This window comes from Cognatiyoonia sp. IB215182 (assembly GCF_033963905.1).
GTDB lineage: Bacteria > Pseudomonadota > Alphaproteobacteria > Rhodobacterales > Rhodobacteraceae > Yoonia.
Genome location: NZ_JAXBMB010000002.1, coordinates 457172 through 479982, shown reverse-complemented (window position 1 = coordinate 479982; position 22811 = coordinate 457172). Strand labels below are relative to the sequence as shown.

The 22811-nt window shown below is 60.7% G+C and carries 20 protein-coding genes and 1 riboswitch; of the genes, 11 read left to right on the top strand and 9 right to left on the bottom strand.

Features of this window, described 5'->3' with window-relative positions:
• Window positions 1–15: 15 nt before the first annotated feature.
• From cobN to cobW, 3 genes are read right to left on the bottom strand one after another with little or no spacing between them, the layout of a single operon-like run.
• Window positions 16–3687, bottom strand: a complete 3672-nt coding sequence (gene cobN / locus SLH47_RS06080) for a cobaltochelatase subunit CobN (protein ID WP_320238527.1) — start codon at window positions 3685–3687, stop codon at window positions 16–18.
• 36 nt (window positions 3688–3723) lie between these two features.
• Window positions 3724–4173 (bottom strand): GNAT family N-acetyltransferase, encoded by a 450-nt coding sequence (locus SLH47_RS06075; protein ID WP_320238526.1) that lies wholly within the window; start codon window positions 4171–4173, stop codon window positions 3724–3726.
• Window positions 4170–5234 (bottom strand): cobalamin biosynthesis protein CobW, encoded by a 1065-nt coding sequence (gene cobW / locus SLH47_RS06070; protein WP_320238524.1) that lies wholly within the window; start codon window positions 5232–5234, stop codon window positions 4170–4172. Before cobW ends, SLH47_RS06075 begins: the two co-directional genes overlap by 4 nt.
• Window positions 5235–5438: 204 nt before the next feature.
• Window positions 5439–5657: riboswitch (cobalamin riboswitch) on the bottom strand.
• 234 nt (window positions 5658–5891) lie between these two features.
• Here cobW and smc point away from each other — a divergent pair.
• The 3 genes from smc (at window position 5892) to SLH47_RS06055 (ending at window position 10267) form a co-directional block, all read left to right on the top strand.
• Complete coding sequence (smc, locus tag SLH47_RS06065) at window positions 5892–9347, top strand: chromosome segregation protein SMC (protein ID WP_320238522.1); 3456 nt, start codon at window positions 5892–5894, stop codon at window positions 9345–9347.
• A gap of 67 nt (window positions 9348–9414) precedes the next feature.
• Window positions 9415–9840 carry a hypothetical protein gene (locus SLH47_RS06060; RefSeq protein ID WP_320238520.1) on the top strand — a complete coding sequence of 142 codons (426 nt, stop codon included), beginning with the start codon at window positions 9415–9417 and terminating at the stop codon, window positions 9838–9840.
• Between the two features lie 52 nt (window positions 9841–9892).
• Window positions 9893–10267, top strand: coding sequence for a hypothetical protein (locus SLH47_RS06055; protein WP_320238518.1), 375 nt, complete (start codon window positions 9893–9895; stop codon window positions 10265–10267).
• Window positions 10268–10271: 4 nt separating this feature from the next.
• On the opposite strand, the gene SLH47_RS06050 is transcribed toward SLH47_RS06055, so the two are convergent.
• Window positions 10272–11435, bottom strand: coding sequence for a lytic murein transglycosylase (locus SLH47_RS06050; protein ID WP_320238516.1), 1164 nt, complete (start codon window positions 11433–11435; stop codon window positions 10272–10274).
• Window positions 11436–11640: 205 nt separating this feature from the next.
• Here SLH47_RS06050 and SLH47_RS06045 point away from each other — a divergent pair, with 205 nt between their 5' ends.
• Window positions 11641–12885 (top strand): polysaccharide lyase, encoded by a 1245-nt coding sequence (locus SLH47_RS06045; RefSeq protein ID WP_320238514.1) that lies wholly within the window; start codon window positions 11641–11643, stop codon window positions 12883–12885.
• A gap of 18 nt (window positions 12886–12903) precedes the next feature.
• Here SLH47_RS06045 and cbiB read toward each other — a convergent pair whose 3' ends face one another.
• From cbiB to SLH47_RS06030, 3 genes are read right to left on the bottom strand one after another with little or no spacing between them, the layout of a single operon-like run.
• Window positions 12904–13803 carry an adenosylcobinamide-phosphate synthase CbiB gene (cbiB, locus tag SLH47_RS06040; RefSeq protein ID WP_320238513.1) on the bottom strand — a complete coding sequence of 300 codons (900 nt, stop codon included), beginning with the start codon at window positions 13801–13803 and terminating at the stop codon, window positions 12904–12906.
• Window positions 13800–14735, bottom strand: a complete 936-nt coding sequence (locus SLH47_RS06035; protein WP_320238512.1) for a threonine-phosphate decarboxylase — start codon at window positions 14733–14735, stop codon at window positions 13800–13802. The genes cbiB and SLH47_RS06035 overlap by 4 nt, the downstream gene beginning before the upstream one ends.
• The gene (locus SLH47_RS06030) at window positions 14732–15106 is read right to left on the bottom strand and encodes a DUF1636 domain-containing protein (protein ID WP_320238511.1); all 375 of its coding nucleotides are present in this window, start codon (window positions 15104–15106) and stop codon (window positions 14732–14734) included. The genes SLH47_RS06035 and SLH47_RS06030 overlap by 4 nt, the downstream gene beginning before the upstream one ends.
• Window positions 15107–15310: 204 nt before the next feature.
• Between SLH47_RS06030 and SLH47_RS06025 the strand changes: the two genes are divergently transcribed.
• Window positions 15311–15709 carry a response regulator gene (locus tag SLH47_RS06025; protein WP_320238510.1) on the top strand — a complete coding sequence of 133 codons (399 nt, stop codon included), beginning with the start codon at window positions 15311–15313 and terminating at the stop codon, window positions 15707–15709.
• On the opposite strand, the gene SLH47_RS06020 is transcribed toward SLH47_RS06025, so the two are convergent.
• Both SLH47_RS06020 and SLH47_RS06015 read right to left on the bottom strand, forming a co-directional pair.
• A complete protein-coding gene (locus tag SLH47_RS06020; protein WP_320238509.1) occupies window positions 15666–16640 on the bottom strand; it encodes a glutathione S-transferase family protein in 975 nt (324 codons plus the stop codon). The genes SLH47_RS06025 and SLH47_RS06020 overlap by 44 nt on opposite strands.
• Window positions 16641–16667: 27 nt before the next feature.
• Window positions 16668–16901 (bottom strand): hypothetical protein, encoded by a 234-nt coding sequence (locus SLH47_RS06015; RefSeq protein ID WP_320238508.1) that lies wholly within the window; start codon window positions 16899–16901, stop codon window positions 16668–16670.
• Window positions 16902–16957: 56 nt separating this feature from the next.
• Between SLH47_RS06015 and SLH47_RS06010 the strand changes: the two genes are divergently transcribed.
• The 6 genes from SLH47_RS06010 to cobJ are packed head-to-tail and all read left to right on the top strand — an operon-like array spanning window position 16958 to window position 22798.
• Window positions 16958–17167: a DUF6732 family protein gene (locus SLH47_RS06010; protein WP_320238506.1), complete on the top strand. Its 210-nt coding sequence runs from the start codon at window positions 16958–16960 to the stop codon at window positions 17165–17167.
• Window positions 17164–18354, top strand: coding sequence for a sirohydrochlorin chelatase (locus tag SLH47_RS06005; RefSeq protein WP_320238505.1), 1191 nt, complete (start codon window positions 17164–17166; stop codon window positions 18352–18354). Before SLH47_RS06010 ends, SLH47_RS06005 begins: the two co-directional genes overlap by 4 nt.
• 59 nt (window positions 18355–18413) lie before the next feature.
• Window positions 18414–19049, top strand: coding sequence for a precorrin-8X methylmutase (locus SLH47_RS06000; protein WP_320238504.1), 636 nt, complete (start codon window positions 18414–18416; stop codon window positions 19047–19049).
• Window positions 19042–20244: a precorrin-6y C5,15-methyltransferase (decarboxylating) subunit CbiE gene (gene cbiE / locus SLH47_RS05995; RefSeq protein WP_320238503.1), complete on the top strand. Its 1203-nt coding sequence runs from the start codon at window positions 19042–19044 to the stop codon at window positions 20242–20244. The genes SLH47_RS06000 and cbiE overlap by 8 nt, the downstream gene beginning before the upstream one ends.
• On the top strand, window positions 20244–20987 hold the full coding sequence (gene cobI / locus SLH47_RS05990) for a precorrin-2 C(20)-methyltransferase (protein ID WP_320238502.1): 744 nt from the start codon (window positions 20244–20246) through the stop codon (window positions 20985–20987). The genes cbiE and cobI overlap by 1 nt, the downstream gene beginning before the upstream one ends.
• Window positions 20978–22798: a precorrin-3B C(17)-methyltransferase gene (cobJ, locus tag SLH47_RS05985; RefSeq protein ID WP_320238501.1), complete on the top strand. Its 1821-nt coding sequence runs from the start codon at window positions 20978–20980 to the stop codon at window positions 22796–22798. Before cobI ends, cobJ begins: the two co-directional genes overlap by 10 nt.
• The last annotated feature ends 13 nt before the right edge of the window (window positions 22799–22811 follow it).

Below are 22811 nucleotides of genomic sequence, written 5' to 3'. Positions count from 1 at the left end.
TGGGTTGCACCCAGCTTACAGCAGTCCGGCGATACGGGCGCGAGCAGAGTTCGATTTGGGTACCCAGAGGTTTCGGTCGATCGCTTCCTGCAACCGTTCGGCGATCTCTCTCAGGGCTGGGGCGTTGGCATCGTCGATGAAGGTGCGGGTGGCGTCGTCTTTGATAAAGGCCTCTTCCACCAGATCGAAATGGTGGTAGCGCACCGCACCGGTCGTGGCTGCGAAGGCAAAGAGATAATCGACTGTGGCCGCGATTTCGAACGCACCTTTGTAGCCGTGGCGTTTCACACCGTCGATCCATTTGGGGTTCACCACGCGGGAGCGGACGACCCGCCCAATTTCGTCATCCAGCGTGCGGATGATCGGACGTTCCGGGCGGGAATGGTCGTTGTGGTAGATGGGCCTGTCCTGACCCTGCAGCGTGCTGATCGCGGCGGCGGCCCCGCCTTCGAACTGGTAATAATCGTCACTGTCGAGGATGTCGTGTTCGCGGTTGTCCTGGTTTTGCACGATGGCTTCGGTTTGCGACAGGCGCTGCTCCATGGCTTTCCGGGCCTTCCGGCCCTCGGCGCCAGCGCCGTAGGCGTAGCTGCCCCATTCCAGATAGGCTTCGGCAAAATCCGTTTTGTCCGACCAGAGGCGTTCGTCGATGAGAGCTTGCAGGCCTGCACCGTATGCGCCGGGTTTGGAGCCGAAGACGCGGGTTTGGTCTTCCCCCGCCTTGGTGCGGGCCGCGGCTGGGTTGAGGTCTGTGGGTTCATCAAGGGCCTGGACAGCGCGGGCGGCGCTATCGACCAATGCGATGAGTTGCGGGAAGGCATCACGAAAGAAGCCGGAGATACGCAGAGTGACGTCCACACGGGGGCGGCCAAGCACGGATTGGGGCAAGATGTCGAAACCGGTGACGCGGCGATTGGCACTGTCCCATGTGGGCTTCACGCCCATCAGGGCCAGCGCCTGCGCGATGTCGTCGCCGCCGGTGCGCATGTTGGCGGTACCCCATGCAGTGATCAGCATTGTACGCGGCCAGTCGCCATGATCCTGAAGGTGCTTGTCGATCAGGAGGTTGGCCGATTTCCATCCCAGAGCCCAAGCGGTTGGGGTGGGGACGGCCCGGCTGTCGACAGAGTAGAAGTTGCGCCCAGTGGGGAGAACATCAAGGCGTCCTCGGGTCGGGGCACCAGACGGGCCCGGGCCGACGAAGTGCCCTGCAAGGGCGGTAAGGAGGGCCGCCCCCTCGGACCTGCCGCTGGCTTTGATTGTAAGGAGGATGTTTTCCCGGATTTCGGTCAGGACGGCCTGTGACGCTCGTGGGGTGAACCCCACATCGCCCCACCCGCCGTCCCGCAGGAGCTTTTGACTGAGATTTTCGAGACGCTCCACTGTGTCGCCGTTTGTCCGCCAGACCGTGCCATCAGCCAGTGTGTCTGGCTTCTTTGCTGCCGGTGCCGCCATGTCGCAATCAAGCGGGTCGATGGAGAGGTCCAGATCCTCAGCGAGCGCCCGGAGCAGCGAAGCATTCGCCCCCTTGCCGTCGCTACGTGGCACACGTGCGAGGGCAATGGCGAGGTCGCGTTCCTGTTGGCCCACTGGCGATTGTCCGAAAACATGCAGTCCGTCGCGGATTTGCGCCTCTTTGAGTTCGCAAAGGTACGCGTCGAGTTTGCCAAGATCGCTGTCATTGTCGCCGGTGAAGCCTGCGTCCTTAGAAAGGCCCGTGACCTCTGACAGCGAGAGGATTTCCTTTCGCAGATGGCCGATCCGCCGCGGGTCGACTCCCGCGGCCTCGTAGTATTCGTCCACCAGCGCTTCGAGGTCGCGGAGCGGCCCGTAGCTTTCGGCGCGGGTGAGCGGCGGGGTCAGGTGGTCAATGATGACCGCGCTTGTGCGCCTTTTGGCCTGCGTACCCTCACCGGGGTCATTGACGATGAACGGGTAGATATGGGGTGTGGGGCCGAATACGGCTTCGGGCCAGCAGGTCTCGGACAGGGCGACCGCCTTGCCGGGTAGCCATTCAAGATTGCCGTGCTTGCCCATATGCACGATGGCGTCCGCACCCCAATGATGCCGCAGCCAGAAATAGAAGGCGAGGTAGTTGTGCGGCGGGACGAGGTCGGGCGAGTGATAGGTGTCGGTCGGGTCGATATTGTAGCCGCGCGCCGGTTGCAGGCCGACGACCGCATTGCCGAAGCGATGGATTGAAAGGGCGAAGCCGTCATCAGTGAGAAAGGGATCAGCGTCCGGCTGGCCCCAGCGGGTGGTGATCTGTTCCTTGACGTCCCAAGGCAGCGCCTCGAAATGCGCTCTGTAGGTGTCGAGGGGCAACACCTCGCCGCCTTCCTTCTCGGCCCGGTCGGTCAGCCAATTGGTCGGGCCGTCCATGATTTTGTGCATCAGCGCGGCGCTATCGGGCGGCGGGTTGACGGCATAGCCTTCCGCTTGAAGCAGGTTCAGTACGTGCAAGGTGGCTGCAGGCGTATCAAGGCCGACGCCGTTGGCGAGCCGTCCATCCTTATTGGGGTAATTGGCGAGGATCAGAGCGACCTTTTTGCCGGCTGGAGCGGTGCGGCGCAGCGCCGCCCAGTTTTTCGTTAGTTGGCTGACGAAATCGATTCGGTCGCCCCGCGCCTGATAGGTGGCGATGGGGCATTCGGTGGCCTCATCAAAGAACGCCTCGCTCTTGAAGCTGATCGCGCGTGACAGGATGCGCCCGTCAACCTCGGGCAGGGCCACGTTCATTGCGATGTCACGGGCGGTGAGGCCCTGTTGCCCCTCGGCCCATGTGGCCTCGGCAGCGCCCGACAGGATCACCTGGAAGATCGGCGCGTGATTGGCGATGAGCGGGTTTTCCGGGCTGTCATCGCCATCATGCGGCGAGCCGACGGCAAATGCAGTGCAATTCAAGATCACGTCAGGTGGAGCTGCGTCAAACAGGGTTTTGAGCGTCGCAGTGCTGACGGGGTCCTTGAGGCTGGCGACGAAGATGGGGAGCGGGTTAAGACCTGCGCGGCTGAGGCTGCGGGTGAGCTTGTTGATCGGGTTGAGACCGCCGCCCTGAACGAGGGCACGATAGAAGATGATGGGGATGATGGGCGCGCCTTCGATCCAACCTGCCTTGGCCGCATCGAGATCGGCTATGCCCGCGCCGGGCCAATAGATGCCCGCGCGGAGGAGTGGTGCGGGCGCGCTGGGCCTTTCGCCACCCTGCAGCATGGCCTGGGCATAGCGCAGCAGGTTGGTGCTGTTCTGCGGGCCGCCTTCGATGAGATAGGACCAGAGCGTATCGTAGTCCTCTGGCGTGACCGTGGAAAGCTCGCGCAATTCCGGGTCCGGTTTGTCATCGCCGGGCAGGGCGGCGAAGGGAACACCCGCTTCGTGCAGCCGCGCCGCGTATTGGGTCAGCCCGTATTTCCAGTAGCCCGCGCCACCCAGAATGCGGGCGATCACGAGGCGGGACTTCGTGGCGCAATTGTCCAGATGCAGATCGACCGACATCGGGTGGGTCAGGTGCATCATATTGGCGAGACGCAGGGTGGGCGGATTGTGCATCTCGGCCCGCGCGTCCGAAAGGGCGGCGAGTTCTGTATCCGCTGCCGAAATGATGACGACATCTGCGGGTGTCTGGTTCAGATCAACCGGTTCGGTGCCGTCAGCGATGGCGCCAGGGGTGGCGGCGAGCAGGTGCATGTCAGGTTGAGTGTCCGGGCCTGCGTCTTGGTTGGGTCACAGCGCCTTCTCCATGAAGACGGAGCGGGTTGCCGTCATGTACGGACCGAAGGCTTCGCAGGTCTTGTATCCATTGCGCACATAGAGTTTCAGCGCGGCGACCAGCGCATCTCCGGTTTCCAGTTTCAGGACGGACAGGTTGTCTTCGCGGGCCTGATCCTCGATCTGACGCAGGATAGCGTCGGCGACGCCCTTGCCGCGCGCCTCTTCGGCGACGAACATGGATTTGATCTCGCCGTAGTCATCGCAGTTTTTCAATGCTCCAGTGCCGACGACCTCATCGCCTTCGCGGGCGGTGAAAAAGTGAATGTCGGGTGCAGCGAGTGCGTCGAAATCGAGGAAAAAGTTCTCTTCCGGTGGAAAGAGCGAACGCATCAGCGCGTGGCTTTGTTCGAGCAAAGCCTTGGCGCCGGGATGGTGCGGGTCATTCCGTTCGACGATAATCATGCGGTCAGTGCTGCGCTGATGGCGGCCTGGTCGAGCCCCGTTTCACCGATCACGACCAGCCTTGTGTCGCGTGGGGCGTCACCAAAGGGCTGGTCGAAATAGGTGTCTACGCGCGGGCCCACGGCCTGTAGTGTCAGCCGCATCGGCTTGCCTACGACGGCGACAAAGCCTTTCAGTCGCAGGATACCATGCGCGCGGATCGTGTCGGCCACTTGCGCGGCGAAGGCGGCGGCATCAGTGACTTCGCCACGGGTGACGATGAAGCTTTCGAACTCATCATGGCCGTGCTCGTGTTCATGATCGTGATGGTGGTCATCGTCATCGTGGTGGTGATGATGGTGGTGGATTTCGTGACGGCTTTCGAGGTCAGCCTCGGCCCCGATGCCCTGACCGAGTAGCACATCGACGGGAAGTGCGCCCATCGCCGCTTTGACCACTTGTACGCCCTGACGAGACTCGGTCTTCAGGCGAGTTGTCAGCGCCACAGCCTCATCTTCGTTCAGAAGGTCGGTCTTGTTCACGACGATCATGTCGGCGCAGGCGACCTGATCTTCGAACAGCTCTGACAGCGGCGTTTCGTGATCAAGGTTCTCGTCCTGCGCGCGCTGGGCATCGACGGCATCGACGTTATGGGCGAACTGCCCATCATGGACGGCCCGGCCATCGACAACGGTCACGACACCATCGACAGTCACTTTGGTCGAGATGCCGGGCCAGTTGAACGCGCGGATCAGCGGTTGCGGCAGGGCGAGGCCGGAGGTTTCGATGACGATATGATCCGGCTTGTCATCGCGGCTGAGTAGCTGCTCCATCGTCGGGATGAAGTCATCGGCCACGGTGCAGCAGATGCAGCCATTGGACAGCTCGACGATATCATCCTCGGTGCAGGTTCCCTCACCACAGCCTTTCAGGATATCGCCATCGACGCCGAGATCGCCGAATTCGTTGATGATGAGCGCGATCTTCTTGCCCTCGGCATTTTGCAGCATATGGCGGATCAAAGTGGTCTTTCCGGCGCCAAGAAAGCCGGTAACAACGGTAGCAGGGATTTTTGCGGGCATGGTGTGTCCTATCGCGTTTGATCAGATGTCATGCGGTCACGCCGCATGGTTTGGGGACTAAGCGGTCGTGGTGCGCCTGATATCCGGTGAAGACACCGCCTGAGCGCGGTAAGCAGCCGGGCTTGCCGGTTTAAACGTGATGCGATGAACGGCACCTGATGCGATAGACATGTTGATCCTCCTTTACCGTCATCCCCGACGGCAGGTTGCGTTACTTTGTACGGCTGGTCTCCTGGCTTGCGGGTCTTGGCGTTTTGCGGCCTTCCCGGGGATTGCCCCAGTGGCATTGTCGCAAACGCTCTCCGCATACAGTCGCGGGGGCGGCTGTGGCTTGAGGTCTCTGAGGTAGATCGACCCGTCCACATTCCCATTTCATCCCCTAATGCTGGGCATCGACGGGGAACCATACGCGTTATGTGTGCGCCTTTGGAGGCAGAAGGGTCAAGGTGGAAAGCGACGGTCGCAGGGTCAGGACCGGCGCTTATGGTGCGGTTGGATGCCTCCGGCGGGGATATTTGGGGCCAAAAGAGGAGGTTTACCCCAATATCTTGTGGATAAGTGGCCGGTTTTGGCCTTATCTAGCGCACCCGCGTTGACTCGCGCCGTGGCGAGGGGACAAGATTTGTCAACTTGAGGGAATCAAGAGCAGGACATCGCGTGCGGTTTAGCAAGCTCCGACTGAATGGCTTTAAAAGCTTTGTCGATCCAACCGATCTTATCATCGCCGACGGTCTGACAGGTGTGGTCGGGCCGAATGGTTGCGGCAAATCGAACCTCTTGGAGGCTTTGCGCTGGGTCATGGGTGAAAACCGCCCCAAGGCCATGCGCGGGGGCGGGATGGAGGATGTGATCTTCGCCGGCGCCTCCACCCGGCCTGCCCGGAACTTTGCCGAAGTGTCGCTGATCATCGACAATGGGGAACGGTTGGCCCCGGCGGCCTTCAACGACAGCGATAATCTGGAGATCATTCGGCGGATCACGCGCGATGCGGGCTCGGCCTATAAAGTGGGTGCGAAGGATGTGCGGGCGCGGGATGTGCAGATGCTGTTTGCCGATGCCTCCACCGGGGCGCATTCGCCAGCACTTGTCCGGCAGGGGCAGATCGCGGAACTGATCAACGCGAAACCCAAGTCGCGCCGCCGTATTCTGGAAGAAGCGGCGGGGATTTCGGGCCTCTATCAGCGGCGTCATGAGGCTGAATTGAAACTGAAAGGGGCTGAGACGAACCTCACCCGTGTTGATGACGTGATTGAGCAACTGGCCTCACAGCTTGCGCAACTCGCCCGACAGGCCAAGCAGGCCGCGCGCTATCGCGAGATCGGTGAGAAGTTGCGCAAGGCGGAGGGCATGTTGCTCTACCGTCGCTGGAAAGAGGCTGACGAGGCGCTCTTGGCCGCGTCCGAACAGTTGCGCGAGCGGACAACCGCGGCAGCGCAGGCCGAAAAGGCGGCGCGCGAGGCCGGGAAAGCGCGGCAGGGGGCGGAAGATGCGCTGCCACCCTTGCGCGAAGAAGAGGCGATTGCAGCGGCGGTTCTGCAGCGCCTGCAGGTGCAGCGGGATACGCTGAAGGATCAGGAACAGCGTGCGCTTGATATGATCGAGACGCTGCGCGCGCGCATCGATCAGCTGGGCCGCGATATGGAGCGTGAGGCCGGGCTGAACAAGGATGCGGGCGAGACGATTGAACGGCTCGAATGGGAAGCGCGCGAAATCGCGAAGGCCGGAGAGGGGCATGACAAGCGGCTGGATGCAGCACAGGTGGCGGCGCGGGAAGCGGCTGGTGTCTTGCAGGAACGTGAGGCCGATACCGCGCGGATGACAGAGGATGTGGCGCGGCTTGCGGCGCGGCATCAATCCGCGCAGCGCTTGCTGGATGACAATCGCACGACGCTGGAAAAAAGCGAAGCTGAGGCCGCGCGTGCCAAGGCAGCCATGGATGAGGCGCGCGCGAACCTGACGAAGGCCGAAGCCGATTTTGCGAGTGCCGGTGAGGCCGAAAAGGCCGCGATCGCGGCCGCTGAGGCCGCCGATACGGCTCTGGTAGCGGCTGAAGCGGCGCGCGCAGAAACCCAATCGCGCGAAAGCGAGGCGCGGGCTTTGCGGTCGGAGGCGGAAGGCGAGGCAAACGCGCTGCGGGCGGAGGTGGCCGCATTGGCCAAGCTAGTGGAGCGTGACACGGCTGAAGGCGGACAGGTGCTGGACCTTCTGCGCGTCGAAGGCGGCTACGAAAAGGCGCTGGGCGCGGCTTTGGCGGATGATTTGCGTGCACCCGCTGTGGGGTCTGACGCCAAGTCGGGCTGGGCTTTGCTGCCGGGCTATACCGCGCCTCAGACATTGCCCGATGGCGTGAAGGCACTGACCAATTATGTGACGGTGCCGGAAGTCTTGGTGCGGCGGATGTCGCAGGTCGGGCTGGTAGATCAGGCCGATGGGCCGCGCTTGCAGGCCGATCTGAAACCGGGGCAGCGGCTGGTGTCGGTTGAGGGCGATTTGTGGCGCTGGGACGGTTTCCGCGCGGGTGCCGAAGATGCGCCGTCCACGGCTGCGTTGCGGTTGCAACAGCTGAACCGGCTCACCGAACTCAAGCGCGATCTTGAAGAGGCCAATGCGACGGCACAGGGTGCAGCCCAAGCGCATGAGGCGCTGACCGTCTTGCTGAAAGAGCAAACCGAAGCTGACCATAGCGCGCGGAAAGCGCGCCGCGACGCCGATCAGGCGGTGACCGATGCCAACCGCGCTGCAAGCCGTGCTGAGGCGGAACGGAACCTGAGCGAAGGTAAGCTGGAGAGCCTGGGGCTTGCGGTGAAGCGCCACGAAGAGGAGGCGATGGCTGCCCGCAAGGCGCTGGCGAGCGCCGAAAAGGCGGCATCCGATTTGGGTGACCTTGATGCGGCGCGGGCGGCGGTCGAGGATGTCAAAATGACGGTCGAGGCGGCCCGGATCACGATGATGTCCCGCCGCACGGCCTTTGACGAGGTGCGCCGCGAAGGTGAACAGCGGCTGAAGCGCTCGCAGGAGATCACAAAAGAAATCTCGGGCTGGAAGCACCGGTTGGAAACGGCGAGCAAACGTACGGCGGAACTGGCTGAACGCAAGGAGGCGTCCGAAGCGGAATTGGCCGAGGCCACTGCGGCACCGGAAGTGATTGCCGCTAAGCGGGCAGAACTTGCTGATGCGATTGATGAGGCGGAAGCGCGACGGAAAGCCTCTGCCGATAAGCTGGCCGAAGCCGAGACTGTGCTGCGGGATGCAGGCCATGCGGAACGTGAGGCAGAGCGCGTTGCCTCGGAAGCGCGTGAGGCGCGTGCCCGTGCCGAAGCGCGAAGCGATGCTGCCCGCGAGACAGTCGCCTACGCCGCCGAGCGGATCATGGAGGCGCAGGAGGTCACGCCGGACAAACTTCTCGAAAGCCTGGCCGTCGATGTGGAACAGATGCCTGCCGCAGAGAAAATCGAAGGTGAAGTCAATGCGCTAAAGCGGCAGCGCGACAGTCTGGGTGCGGTTAACCTGCGAGCCGAGGAGGACGCCAAGGAGGTGCAGGTCGAGCATGATGCGCTGGTCTCCGAGAAGGCGGATCTGGAGGCGGCGATTGCGGCACTCCGGTCTGGTATCGCGAGCCTGAACAAGGAAGGGCGCGAGCGGCTTTTGACGGCTTTCGAGCAGGTGAATGACAATTTCGGATTGCTGTTTACGCATTTGTTCGGTGGCGGTGAGGCCAAGCTGGTGCTGGTGGAATCCGATGATCCGCTTGAGGCTGGGCTGGAGATCATGTGCCAGCCGCCCGGCAAGAAGCTGAGTACCCTGTCGCTCTTGTCAGGTGGGGAACAGACGCTGACGGCGCTGGCGCTGATCTTTGCTGTGTTCCTGGCGAATCCCGCCCCGATCTGTGTGCTGGATGAGGTCGATGCGCCCCTTGATGATGCCAATGTGACGCGTTTCTGTGACCTGCTGGATGAGATGACACGGCGGACCGATACGCGGTTTTTGATCATCACACACCATGCAGTGACGATGAGCCGGATGGACCGGCTTTTTGGCGTGACCATGGGCGAACAGGGTGTGTCGCAATTGGTGTCAGTGGATCTGAAGCGGGCCGAAGCGCTGGTTGCATGATGCCAGGCGGCGCTGTTGCTGACGCAACGCGCCCCGCCCGCCATCCCGTGGACGCGGTTCGGCAGACGTGGCATGCACGGATATGGGCACGGATGACAGGATATCGATAAGCGGCCATTGGACCGGGCGCTACGAATATGGTTTGGGCGCGGAGCCTGTTCCGTTTGAAGCGGTGATTGCAGAAGCGGCAGGGCAGCTTTTGGGTGACATAACCGAACCCAATACATTTCATCGTGATATGGGGGCCGAATTGACCGCGACGTTGATGGGTCAGCGGACGGGCCATGATGTGTATTTTCGCAAGACTTATGACGGTTTCGATCAGGGCGATGATCCTGTTTATGAGGGGCAATTGAACAGCGCTATGACCCGGATTTTGGGGAGGTGGCGGTTTCCGAAAAGCCCCGCATTGTCAGGTCGCTTTATGATGGTCCGTGCGGTTGACATAAGTTCCCGCAAAGAAACGGCTGTCGAGGCCGAGGCATTACATTAACGACACCAATTCGTGAGTTGGCGCAGGGGGCAATTTGGATAGGATCGGTCGCATGAAGTTTCTATGCTCCATGTTTCTTAGCCTCGTTGTCACAGCCAGCACAGGCTTTTCGCAATCCTTTGAAACGCGTCCTTCGGACAAGGCCCTTGATGCGCAGGCGCTCTCGGCCCTGATCCTGGGGCGCGAGCTGGAGTTTTTTGATGGCGGCAAGTCGCGCTATTCCCCGGGTGGGAGCTATAGCTGGACCTATTCGGCAGAGAATGGCGGCGGAAGCTGGTTCGGCACCCACATCATTGACGCTGATGGCACGGTTTGCATTGATTTTCGGACCTTGCGCAGCCGCTGTGACAGGTTTGTGCAGGCGGGTGACAGACTGATCCTGCTGACCGAAGACGGCCAACGCTATCCGGTTCGGGAAATTCGTTGAGTGATTATAACCGGTTGAGCAGATCAATCGTGGGCCAGGCATCCGCCGGCAGGCCAAGCCTCACTTGTTCTGCTTGCACTGCCGCACGTGTCTTGGCGCCAAGAATACCGTCAATCCCGCCCACATCATGCCCACGCGCCGCCAGCTTTTGCTGCAATTGCTGCATTTGCGGGCCACTGAGTGGTGGCGTGGGATTACCAGCGTCGTAGACCGCCGCACCGCCTAGCCGGGTGGCGAAATAGGCGGCGGTGGTTACGTAGACAAAGCTCTTGTTCCAGTCGAAATAGACCTCAAAATTCGGATAGGTGATAAAGGCAGGTCCGTCGCGTCCCATCGGCAAAAGGATCGATGCGGGCAGATTGGCCGGGCCGAGACGCCCCTGGCGTGCGGTCACGCCGCGTGCGGCCCAATCCCGCACGCTCAGCTTGTTGTTCAGGCCGGTCAGCGACCAATCAAGATCTGCTGGCACGATGACTTCCTGGAGCCACGGTTCATTGGCGCGCCAGCCAAGGGATGACAGCACATTGGCACCCGTCATCAGCGCATCGGGGGCGGAGTTCTTCAAATCGACGATCCCGTCGCCATCGCCATCCATGCCCTGCCGCACAATCTCGCGCGGGAGCTTTTGCAATTGCCCGATTTCACCCGCCCAGGCGCCTGTTGTCCGCGCAGGGTCCATGCCGCCGCGGCGATAAAGCTCAATCGCGGCAATCAGTTGGGGGCGGAAAAGCTCTGGCCGACGACAATCATGGGCCAGCGTCAACAAAGCGTCGCGTGTGTTGAACGACCCCTGAACCTGGCCGTAATCGGTCTCAAACGCCCAGAAGGCCAGCAACACGCCGCGCGGAATACCGAAACGTTGTTCGATGGCGTTGAAGGTCCGGTCGTAACGGTCGCCATAAACCCGGCCATTGTTGATCCGGTTTTGTGAAATGAGCGCGCGCGAGAAGCTGATGAAATCCTTTTGAAAGACGCCTTGGGCCCTGTCTGCGCGCAAAACAGACTGGTCAATGCGCGCGCCCTGAAAGAACTGGTCAATTGTTGCGGCGGGCAGACCCGCGCTTTGTGCCTCGGCCTTCACACCGGCGATAAAGGCATTGACGTCACCACCGCAGGTCTGGGCGGTTGCTGTGCTGGCAAGAAGAGTGAAGGCAAGGGCAAGACGCATCAGAAAGCTCCGGCAAAATGTCAAGGGGACCGTAGCAAGCGTTTGCCGCAGCGCAAGGTCCGAACGTTAGGTCAATGGGCGGGTCTTTGCAGGCAAGCCGCCAAAATTCGCTGAACGCTCCACTCACGACAGGAAGTGTTTTGAGTTTGCGCGACCATGCTTGTAGCCGGGCGATGAGGGGGGTGCAGCAACGAGCGGAGCGAATATGGAAGACTATCAAAGTTCAGACGGAAGCGTGACGACGGGCCCGATCACGCGTGGTTTTGAGAATCACGACGATGGCGCGGCCTATGACCTTGATCTGCAAGAACAGGATTGGGCAGTGGATTTTGGCCGCAAGACCGGCCAAAACGCCGAAATCAGCGGCGAATACGCCGTCTCTGGCAATCAGTCGCTGAAAGTGACCTATCAGGATGACCAAAAGGATGCGGCTGCCTCATCCTGGGTCTTACCCGAGGAAGACACATATTACCTGTCCTATTGGGTGATGTTCGAAGAGGATTTCGACTTTGACGGCGATGACCATTCGGGCGGCAAGCTTCCCGGCCTCGCCTCCGAGGGGCTGGCCAGCGGTGGTCGGGACGTCACCGGAGATAATGGCTTTACCGCGCGCTACATGTGGCGCGAGGATGGTGCGGCAGAGCTTTACCTATATCACATGGATCAACCTGGCCGTTATGGCGAAAGCTTTGAGTTTGAGGATGCGGATGGCGAACCGATCAAGTTTCAGCCCGGTGAGTGGCACCAACTGACCCAGAAGGTCACCATCAATGACGGCAATCGGGCAAATGGTGAAATCACAGTCTGGATGGATGGTGAAGAGGTGCTGGACCTCGACGGTCTCCGTTTTGTCACCGACGGTTCAGGCATCGACCGGCTTTACTTCAGCAGCTTCTTTGGCGGCAATGACGATGGTTGGCTGCCAGAGAGGGATGTGAGCGCCTATTTCGACGATTTCATCATTTCAACCGACCCAGCTGATGTGGGTCTGGGCAATGGTGATGCGAGCACCCTAGAAGTTGTCGAGACGGCAGATGCGAGGTCGCCAGCAGCGCTTGATGCGGCACCTGTTTTGGCGCCGGCCAGCCCGGTGGCAACCCCCTCAACGCCGGTCCCATCTGCGGAACCGGCGCCAATCAGACCGCAAATGGCCATGGAGGACCCTGATGTTTCCTTTGATATCGTCAAAAGCTGGGACGATGGCTTTAAGGGGAAGATCGTAATCACCAATGACACGGATGCGGTTATCGATGACTGGGTCCTTGCGCTTGAGATGGACGGGTTTGAGGTGACGAAGCTTTGGCGCGGCGAAATGGACATTGATGATGGTGAGGTCGTTATCACCGGGCAAGGGCGCAGTGCTGAAATCGGTGTGGGCGAGACGGTTGAAATCGGTTTTCTGGCCGACGGGGCCTTGGGCATGCCGGAGTGGAGCTTCGATCTGGGGTAACGCTTTCGGTGGTGTCCGTCAGATCAGGATGGTGGCCAGGACCGACAGCACCAGTGTCAGCGCCCATGTCCGCCACAGCACCCGCACGGTCTGATCGATATCGTCCGGCCCCAGATCGTGGCGGCCCGCTGCGTTGACAAACGGATAATCGCGCAGCGCGCCCTCATAGCTGCGCGGCCCGCTGAGCGCGATGTCCAGGCCATGGGCCATCGCGGCCTCTGGCCAACCTGCATTGGGGGAACGGTGCAGCGGCGCCTCTTGCATGATCGGTGCCGGATTGGGCCGGGATGCAACCGCCCAGATCAACGCCGCCGTCAGCCGGGCGGGGATCAGGTTCAGCAGGTCGTCAAATCGGGCCGCGGCCCAGCCAAATTCAGCATGGCGCGGCGTGCGATAGCCGATCATGCTGTCGGCGGTATTCGTGACCTTGTAGATCAACAAGCCCGGCAGACCTGCGACCGCAAACCAGAAAAGCGGTGCGATCACCCCGTCGGAGAGGTTTTCGGCCGCACTTTCGATGGCAGATCGCGTGACGGCAGCGGTATCCATGTCCTGCGTATCGCGTCCGACAATCATGGCGACACTGCGCCGTCCGTCCCCCAGGGAAAGTCGCAAAGCGTCGCCGACGGCCTGCACGTGATCGACAAGGGATCTTTGCGCAAGCAGGATCGCTAGGATGACGACATCCACCACCTTCCCAGGGATCAGTTGCAGCAGCCAGCCGATAACACCCGCCAGAATGCATAACTCGATGAGGGTCATGGTGCCCATCAGCCGCCGACGTGGCCCGGTGTTGAACGATCTGTCGCACCAGCCGATCAGGCGCCCCATCGCCACGGCGGGATGGGGGATGCGCGACCAAAGCCAACGCGGCTCTCCCAACAGCGCATCAAGCAGCATGCCCAGGATCAGAGTCAAAACGCGGCTTCAAGTTCTGGCCAACGTTCTGGCGCAGGCAAGCCCAGCCGCAGCCAGTCATCAGCATAAGGAAAGACGCGCGACCAGATATGCCTGCGCGCCAGATGGGTTTGTGCCGCTTTTGCGTCCTGAACCTTGTAGAGGCGAAAGAGCGTTGTGCCCCCCACCACTTCCGCGCCGGTGCCTTTTAGCAGCGCGTCAAGGCGTGCGGCGTCCTGATCGAGGCGCGCACGTGTCTCATCCGCCCATTGCGGGTCGGCCAATGCTTCCGCCCCGATGGCCAATGCTGGCCCCGAGACCTGCCACGGACCAAGCAGCTCGCCAAGGCGTGCAATGATATCCGGGTCGCCAACGGCAAATCCAAGGCGTAGCCCGGCCATGCCCCAGAACTTGCCAAAACTCTTCAGAATGATTGTCCCCGGCTTTTCGGCACGACTCATAAGTGAAGCGTTAGGCGCAACATCGCAGAAGCTTTCATCGACAATTGTGATGGCCGCATCTAGTTCGGTTGTGGTCCAGCGCCGCCCGTCGGGGTTGTTGGGGTGCACCGCGACAAGGACATCGCCGGGCTCTGACGTTAGTGTCCATCCCGCAGCGCGGAATGCCGCACCATGTTCGTTATAGGTCGGGCCGGGGATGCAAACGGTGCCCTGTAACAAGACGTGCGGCAGGGCCGCAATGATCGCGGACGCACCCGGTGCAGCGATGATCGCCGCGTTCTTTGGCACATTCCAGAAGCTGCGCGCGCGGGCATAAAGCTGGTCGAACGCGGCTTGATCAGGCAGCGCCCGCCATGCGTCCTGCGGCAGTTTTGGCATCGGATAAGGCACCGGGTTGATCCCCGTCGACAAATCCAACCATCCCTCTCGCGTGCCACCAAAGGTCGCAATGGCTGCATCAATACCGCCGCCGTGATCACGCGACGTGATCATTCATCCTCCGGCAAGGGCGGGTGCCGTGTCACGAAATGGCCTTTGATCGCCTGCGGCCATTCGCGGTAAGGCACCTGCCCGGTCTCTGATCCCGCATGCGCCATTGCATAGGCGACAATGCCAGAGGCTGAATCTGCATCAGGCACAAACGCCCCAAGCGTGTAGCTCAGTTTACCTTGTCCCTGTATCGTCACATTGCAGGCGTTTTTGCAGCCCATCAAACAGGACACGCGTCTGGTCTTCACACCCGATAGCCCGGTCGCCGCTGCCTCGATCAGATCCGCAAGCGACTCACCATCGGTTTGGGTCATCTCACCCTCTTCCCAGCCCTCGCGTTTGCAGGTGTCACAAGTCGTTATCCAGGTAGTCATGCGTTCAATTTCTGCTCGTGTTTTCATTTTTTGGCGGCGGATTCTTGCCGTTCACGTCAACTTTAGCTTTGGTGAGTGTCTTTTGGTACAGGGTGACGTGTGCGTTAACACTTCGTTAGTAATTTGGACAGATTTGTGTTTGCACGAGGTTAATTTACCATTTGTTCACGCCTAGTTAATAAAGTGTGGATCAGCGAGGAAGACATGCGCGTTTTGATCGTCCAAAGCAACAAGAACCTGGGTCTGCTCTGGCAGCAGCATCTGGAGCGCTTGGACGCTGAGGTGACCCTCGTGAATACCGGTGAACAGGCGTTGAACCAGATCGAAGCGACATTGTTCGATGTAATCGTGCTTGATCTGGTTTTGACAGAAGGGAGCGCCCTGACAGTTGCCGATTTTGCGCAGTTTCGGCAACCTCAGGCCAATGTCGTGTTCGTGACCAACACAACCTTCTTCTCAGATGGTTCGATTTTTCATCACAGCGCCAACGCGCGGGCCTTTATCCAGACCGCGACGCCGCCGCGCGATCTGGCCGAGATCGTTCACTACTACGGCAGCCCTAGTTCCGGCCATGAGGTGCCCAGAGATCCTGTATCGGGTTGATCGGGATGATCCGGTGCGGATTGATGCTTTCGTGGCTGTAGTGATAGTGGCGCACGATGTGCTCCATGTTCACCGTCTCGGCGATGCCCGGCATCTGGTAAAGCTCGCGCAGATAACCCGAAAGGTTGGGGTAATCCGCGATACGCTTGCGATTGCATTTGAAATGCAGGTGATAAACCGGATCAAACCGCACAAGGGTCGTCCATAACCGCCAGTCCGCTTCGGTCAATTGATCGCCCATCAGATAGCGGTTGTCGCTCAGACGTGCCTCAAGCCAGTCAAGCGTATCAAAAAGCGGATGCACGGCGGCGTCATATGCCTCTTGCGTCGTGGCAAAGCCGGATTTGTAGACGCCGTTATTCAGCGTGTCGTAAATGCGGTCATTCACCGGCGCCATGGCATCGCGCAGCGCCTCCGGCCAGTAATCGTCACTATTGCCTGTGATATCGTCAAAGGCGCTGTTGAACATGCGGATGATCTCGGACGATTCATTCGAGACGATGGTTTCACGAGCCTTGTCCCAAAGGATGGGCACAGTGACACGGCCCGAAATCTGTGGGTCGGCCTTCAGATAGATGTCGCGCGCGAAGGGCAGGCCGAAAAGCGTATCTCCCGTTGCACCCTTGTCGTCCGTATCAAAGGTCCAGCCATCTGACAGCATATCCGGATGCACCGCAGAGATGGAGATGTGTTCGGTCAACCCCTTCAGCTGCCGAAAGATCAATGTGCGATGAGCCCAAGGGCAGGCATAAGAGACATAAAGATGATAACGACCGCTCTCGGCCTGAAATCCGCCCTCACCTGATGGGCCCGCTGACCCGTCAGCCGTGATCCAGTTTCGAAACTTCGCTGTGCTGCGCTTGAACGCGCCACCGGTGGATTTTGTGTCATACCAAACGTCTTGCCAGACGCCGTCAACAAGTTGGCCCATTGCCTTACTCCTTTGCTTGATGCTGAGCTAGCGCAAGGCAGTGACCCAACCAAGGGCGATCAGGGCGCAGAACAGGTGCGTGGATGCACATGATCGCCGCGCTTGCGGCGCGCGCTCGCCGCCGAGATTGGTCCGCAAACTGTCGTTTATTGGTTTGCTGTTGCTCTGGCCGCTTCGTATAAAGGCAAACAGACGAAGCCCAAAGTGGCCAGAACGGTTGTTGGTGTGGCGGTTGACCCAAACAGGGAACCAAAGCGCCATAGCGTCATTCCCCGACACACTCGGGCCTCTGGTCGTGCATAAAATCGGAGGAGCGGATGCGCTTTATCATCTCATTGCTACTGGTTCTGACAGGCTCGGCAGCGGCAGCCCATCCCGGTCATTGGGGGGAACTTGCAGGTCATGACCATTGGGTTGCGGGTGCTGCGATTGGGCTGGCTGGTTTGGCGGCTTTGTGGGGCGCTTTGAAGGGCAAAAAGAAAGAGCCTGAGCCGGAGGAAGAAGAGCGCGAAGAGGAGGCCGCATGAAAACCGGGGTGATGATCTGCGGCCATGGCTCGCGCAGCCAATCGGCGGTGGATGAGTTTGCCGTGCTGGCCGAGAAACTGCCCGGTTACTTGCCACCCGATTGGGTCACCGATTACGGCTATCTTGAATTTGCCAATCCGGTCATTCGCGACGGTCTGGATAATCTGCGCGCTGCGGGTTGCGAACGGATTCTGGCAGTGCCGGGCATGCTGTTCGCGGCGATGCATGCCAAGAACGATATTCCCACGGTCCTCAATTCTTATGCCGCAAAACACGGGATTGACGTGTCCTACGGGCGTGAATTGGGCGTGGATCCCAAGATGATTGCTGCCGCCGCGGGCCGCATTCAGGAAGCGGTCGACCGCGCCAATGATGATCTGGGTGAGGTACCACTGACCGAGACCTGCCTTGTCGTGATCGGTCGGGGCGCATCGGACCCGGATGCCAATGCCAATGTCTCAAAGATTGCGCGCCTGCTGCAAGAGGGGATGGGTTTTGGCTGGTGCGAGGTTGGCTATTCCGGGGTGACCTTCCCGCTGGTCGAACCATGTCTGAGCCACGTGGCGCGGCTCCCCTACAAGCGCGTGATCGTCTTCCCGTATTTTCTGTTTTCGGGCATTCTGATTGATCGGATTTACGGCTTTACAGATCAGGTTGCGGCGGAGCATCCAGAGATTGCGTTCGTCAAGGCAGGGTATCTGGGTGACCATCCGAAGGTGCTCGAAACCTTCGCCGAACGGATTATGGAGCAGGACAGTGATAGCCCGCCCCCCAATTGCGGCATTTGTGGCTATCGCGCGCAGGTATTGGCGCAAGAGGATGGGGGGCACGTGCATATCAGTGCGGCAGATCGCAAACATCCTGCTTTTGGTGCCGTACCACCGCCGACATGCGTGCTCTGCAAATACCGCGTGCAGGTGCTGGGTTTCGAGGCGGAAGTTGGCGCGATACAGGAGAGCCATCACCACCATGTCGAAGGGCAGGGCGCCCATGCGCCGGGATCAAACGTTGCCGATTGCAGCTTATGCGAGACATTCTGCACGGGGCTCTGCCGGTTAGAGGCGCAGCATGATCACCATCATCATGGGCATGATCATGATCACCACCACCATCATCGTCATGCGTCATACCCCCATGCTGACCACCCCCACGGTCCGGTCAGCGCGCGTAAGGGGCGTATCTCATGAAAGAATTTTTCGAAAAATTCTTGTGTGGGCAAATTCTTCTGCGACGAATTTGAGGCCCAATGCGACCTTATGAAAAAGATCCACAAGCGATTTATGCGCAGAGTTTCGCGACCGTTCGAACCGAGGCGCGGCTGGATCGTTTTGCGCCCCAGATGCGGCCTTTGATGACACGCCTGGTTCATGCCTGCGGTATGGTGGACATTGTGGATCGTCTGACCTTCTCACCTCAGGCGGCAGCCGTGGGTCAGGCTGCCTTACAATCGGGTGCTCCGGTCTTGTGCGATTGTGAGATGGTCGGGGCTGGCATCATCCGGCGGTACCTGCCCGCAGAGAACGAAGTTGTTGTGACGCTCAATGATCAGGCTGTGCCCGCGCTTGCTAAGGACATCGGCAATACCCGCTCGGCAGCGGCAGTGACGCTATGGAAAGACCAGTTGGCCGGTGCCGTTGTTGCTATCGGGAACGCACCGACGGCTTTGTTTCATTTGCTGGAACTGCTGGAGAACGGATGGCCAAAACCTGCCCTGATCCTAGGCTTCCCGGTCGGTTTTGTAGGCGCGGCAGAGAGCAAGGCGGAGCTTGCGCGCGATCCGCGCGGCTGTGAATTTGTGGCCTTGCGTGGACGGCGCGGCGGGTCAGCTATGGCCTCAGCTGCAGTCAATGCGCTGGCAGCGGGGTTGCCGGAGGATGTCTGAACCTTGGCTTCATATCGTCGGGATAGGTGAGGATGGGATGGCGGGCCTTTTGCCTGCTACCCGTGCTGTGGTTGAGGCCGCCGAGATCATCATCGGCGGTGACCGCCATCATACACTGGCGGATAATCTAACGGCGGAGCGCCTTTCGTGGCCGCACCCATTTGATGCGTTGATCGACACTATTGAAGGCTTGCGTGGGCGGCGTGTTGTTGTGCTCGCGACGGGCGATCCGCTCTGGTACTCCGTCGGTGCGCGGATCGGGCGGGCGATTGATCCTGGCGAGATCATCTATCATCCGCAGCTTTCCGCATTTCAGCTGGCTGCCGCGAGAATGGGGTGGTCTTTGCCGGATGTGGAAACGCTCACCGTGCATGGCCGCCCGGTCGAACAAATGATTGCCTTTATCCAGCCCGATGCGCGGTTGTTGATTCTCACGACCGGTGAGGAAACGCCCGCGCATATTGCGCGTTTTTTGACGGAGCGTGGCTTTGGGCAGTCACGTATGACTGTGCTGGCGGCGATGGGTGGCGAGGATGAGGCGCGGTTTGATGGGGTGGCTGATGGTTGGGAGCATGTTGTCCCGGCTTTCAACACACTTGCTGTCGAATGTGTGGCCGCCCCTGACGCGGCTCTATTACCGCGTGTACCTGGCCTTGCAGATGAGCTTTTCCAATCAGACGGCACAATGACCAAGAGGGAAGTCCGTGCGGCGACCTTGGCCAAGCTGATGCCCATGCGGGGTGCGCTTCTGTGGGATATCGGCTGTGGCAGCGGCTCTGTTGCCATCGAATGGATGCGTGCGGCCCGCTATGCGCGCGCAGTAGGCATCGAGCCGCGCGCTGACAGGCGCGCAATGGCCGCAGCCAACGCGCTGGCGCTGGGTGTGCCGAAGCTGGAACTGGTGGATGGTGAGGTGCCAGCGGCGCTGGAGGGTTTGGAGGCACCCGATGCGATTTTCGTCGGTGGCGGTTTGAGCCGCGAGAGTTTTGCGGCAGCGTGGGCGGCGCTGCGTCCCCTGGGAAGGCTGGTCGCGAATGCGGTGACGTTGGAGAGTGAGGCCGAGTTGATTGCGCTGCATAAAGAGTATGGTGGCGATCTGGCGAAACTGTCTGTGCATCGTGCGGAGCCCGTCGGTGGGTTAACCGGGTGGCGCCCGTTGATGCCGGTGACGCAGTGGAACCTGGTGAAGCGATGATGGGAGACGCTCTTGGCAATGCCAATTCGCCCCTCCCACCATCCCATGGGACGCTCTTTGGCGTCGGCGTCGGTCCCGGTGCGCCGGATCTGATCACCTTACGCGCGGCGCGGTTGATCGAAGGGGCGGATGTTGTGGCCTACCCGACCCTTGCGGGGGCCGCGAGTTTTGCCCGGGGCATTGCGGCGGATTTGATCGCGTCGGACGCTGAAGAGATTGTGATGGATGTTCCAATGACGGTGGAGCGCGCGCCAGCCCAGGCTGCTTATGATGAAGGTGCCGCGCGGATAGCAGATGCCTTGGATCGGGGGAGTGATGTGGTTTGCCTTTGCGAGGGAGATCCGTTTTTCTATGGCTCGTTCATGTATCTTTTTGCGCGCCTGTCAGAGCGTTATCGGGTTGAGGTTGTGCCGGGGGTGACTTCGGTCACGGCCTGTGCAGCGCGTGCGGGGATGCCGCTGGCTGCGCGGAATGAGCGGTTGACGATCTTGCCGGGGCCTTTGCCTGAAGCGGAACTCCGCGCCCGCATCGACGGTGCCGAGAGTGTCGCGATCATGAAGGTGGGGCGGCATTTGCCGAAGATACGAAGGGTGATTGCTGAACTGGGGCTAACCGAAACGGCCGTCTACGTTGAACGGGCGAGCCTTCCGGAAGAGGTCGTCTTGCCGCTTGCGGATGCGCCGGAACGCGCCCCCTATTTTTCAATGATCCTGCTTGCGAAAGGGGCTGATCCATGGCTGTGAAACCGGTTGTTCTCGCGCTTTCGCGGTCGGGGCAGGCAACGGCCCATCGCGTGGCCGAGGTCCTGGATGCGCAGGTCTACGGCCGGGAGGGTCGGGTGGATAAGGCGGATGGGTTCTTTCCAAACGCGCTGGATCATGCGCGTGATCTTTTTGCCGCCGGGGTGCCGATTGTGGGTGTTTGCGCGTCAGGCATCCTGATCCGTGCCGTCGCGCCTTTGTTGGCTGACAAAACGGCTGAGCCACCGGTGCTGTCGGTTTCTGACGATGGATCGGTCGTCGTGCCGCTCTTGGGTGGGCATCGCGGCGCTAACCGGTTGGCCGCAGAGATCGCGGAGGCTTTGGGTGCTGTCGCGGCCGTGACCACTGCGGGGGATGTGGCGCTTGGTGTGGCGCTGGATGCGCCGCCCGCTGGCTGGTCCTTGGTCAATCCGCAACATGCAAAGGATGCTATGGCTCTTCTATTGTCTGGGGCTGGTGCAACGGTCGAAGGGCCGGACGCGCGGGACGCCACCTGGTTGCAGGGTTTGCCAACGGGTGATGGGCTGCGGATCAGTTGCGGTCCCGCCCGGTTGGCCGATTTGGGACCGGATCATCTGCAGTTTGCACCTACGCGCTTTGCGCTGGGGGTGGGCTGCGCGCGGGATTGTCCGCCAGATGAGGTGGCCGCGCTTGTTGATGAAGCAATGACCGAGGCGGGGATTTGCTCTGAGGCCTTAAGCTCCGTTAATACGGTGGCGCTCAAGGCCGATGAACCGGCGGTGATTGATCTTGCGGAGAAAGCGGGCCTGCCGCTACGGCTGTTTTCCGCAAGGGAGTTGGAAGCCGAGACACCTCGATTGGCGCATCCTTCTGAAGTGGTTTTTGCAGAAGTGGGCACGCATGGCGTGTCGGAGGCCGCAGCATTGGCGCAGGCGGGCGATGCGGCGACACTATGCGTGCCAAAGCAGAAATCGGCGCACGCCACCTGTGCGATTGCGGAAGCCACCGCCCCGTTGACGGAATTGCGCGGGCGCAGGCGTGGGCGGCTTTCGGTTGTTGGTATCGGTCCGGGGCAAGCCGCATGGCGGACGCCTGAGGTGTCGAAGCTGGTGGCAGAGGCGGATGAGCTGGTGGGCTATGGCCTCTATATTGATCTGCTGGGGCCGCTGGCGGTCGGCAAGGAAAGGTCGGATTTTCCACTGGGTGGCGAGGAAGACCGGTGCCGCTATGCGTTGGAGCAGGCGGGGACGGGCAAGAACGTGGCCCTTGTCTGCTCGGGTGATGCCGGGATTTATGCGATGGGGGCGCTTGTCTTTGAGCTGTTGGACCGGGGCCCGGATCAGATGGGGGTTTCGGATGCGGCGCGCCGGGTCGAGATCATATGTTCGCCGGGGGTGAGCGCGTTGCAAGGGGCGGCGGCACGGGCGGGGGCGCCTTTGGGGCATGACTTTTGCGCGATTTCGCTGTCTGATCTGCTGACGCCGCGCGAAGATATTTTGAAGCGCCTGCGAGCGGCGGCAGAAGGAGACTTTGTCATTGCCTTCTACAATCCGGTCTCCATGCGCCGACGGACATTGCTGGCGGAGGCACGGGACATTTTGCTGAAGCACCGGCCCGGGGCAACGCCGGTGATGCTGGCCACTTCGCTGGGACGACCGGAGGAGCATGTGCGCTACCGCCGCTTGGATGAGTTGGAGGTTGACGAGGTTGATATGCTGACCGTCGTTTTGATCGGGTCATCGCACTCGCGGTTGGCGCAATTGGGCGAGGGGCCGCGGATGTATACGCCGCGTGGTTACGCGCGCAAGATTGATGGGGATCTGGTGGGATGACGCTGTTTCGCTG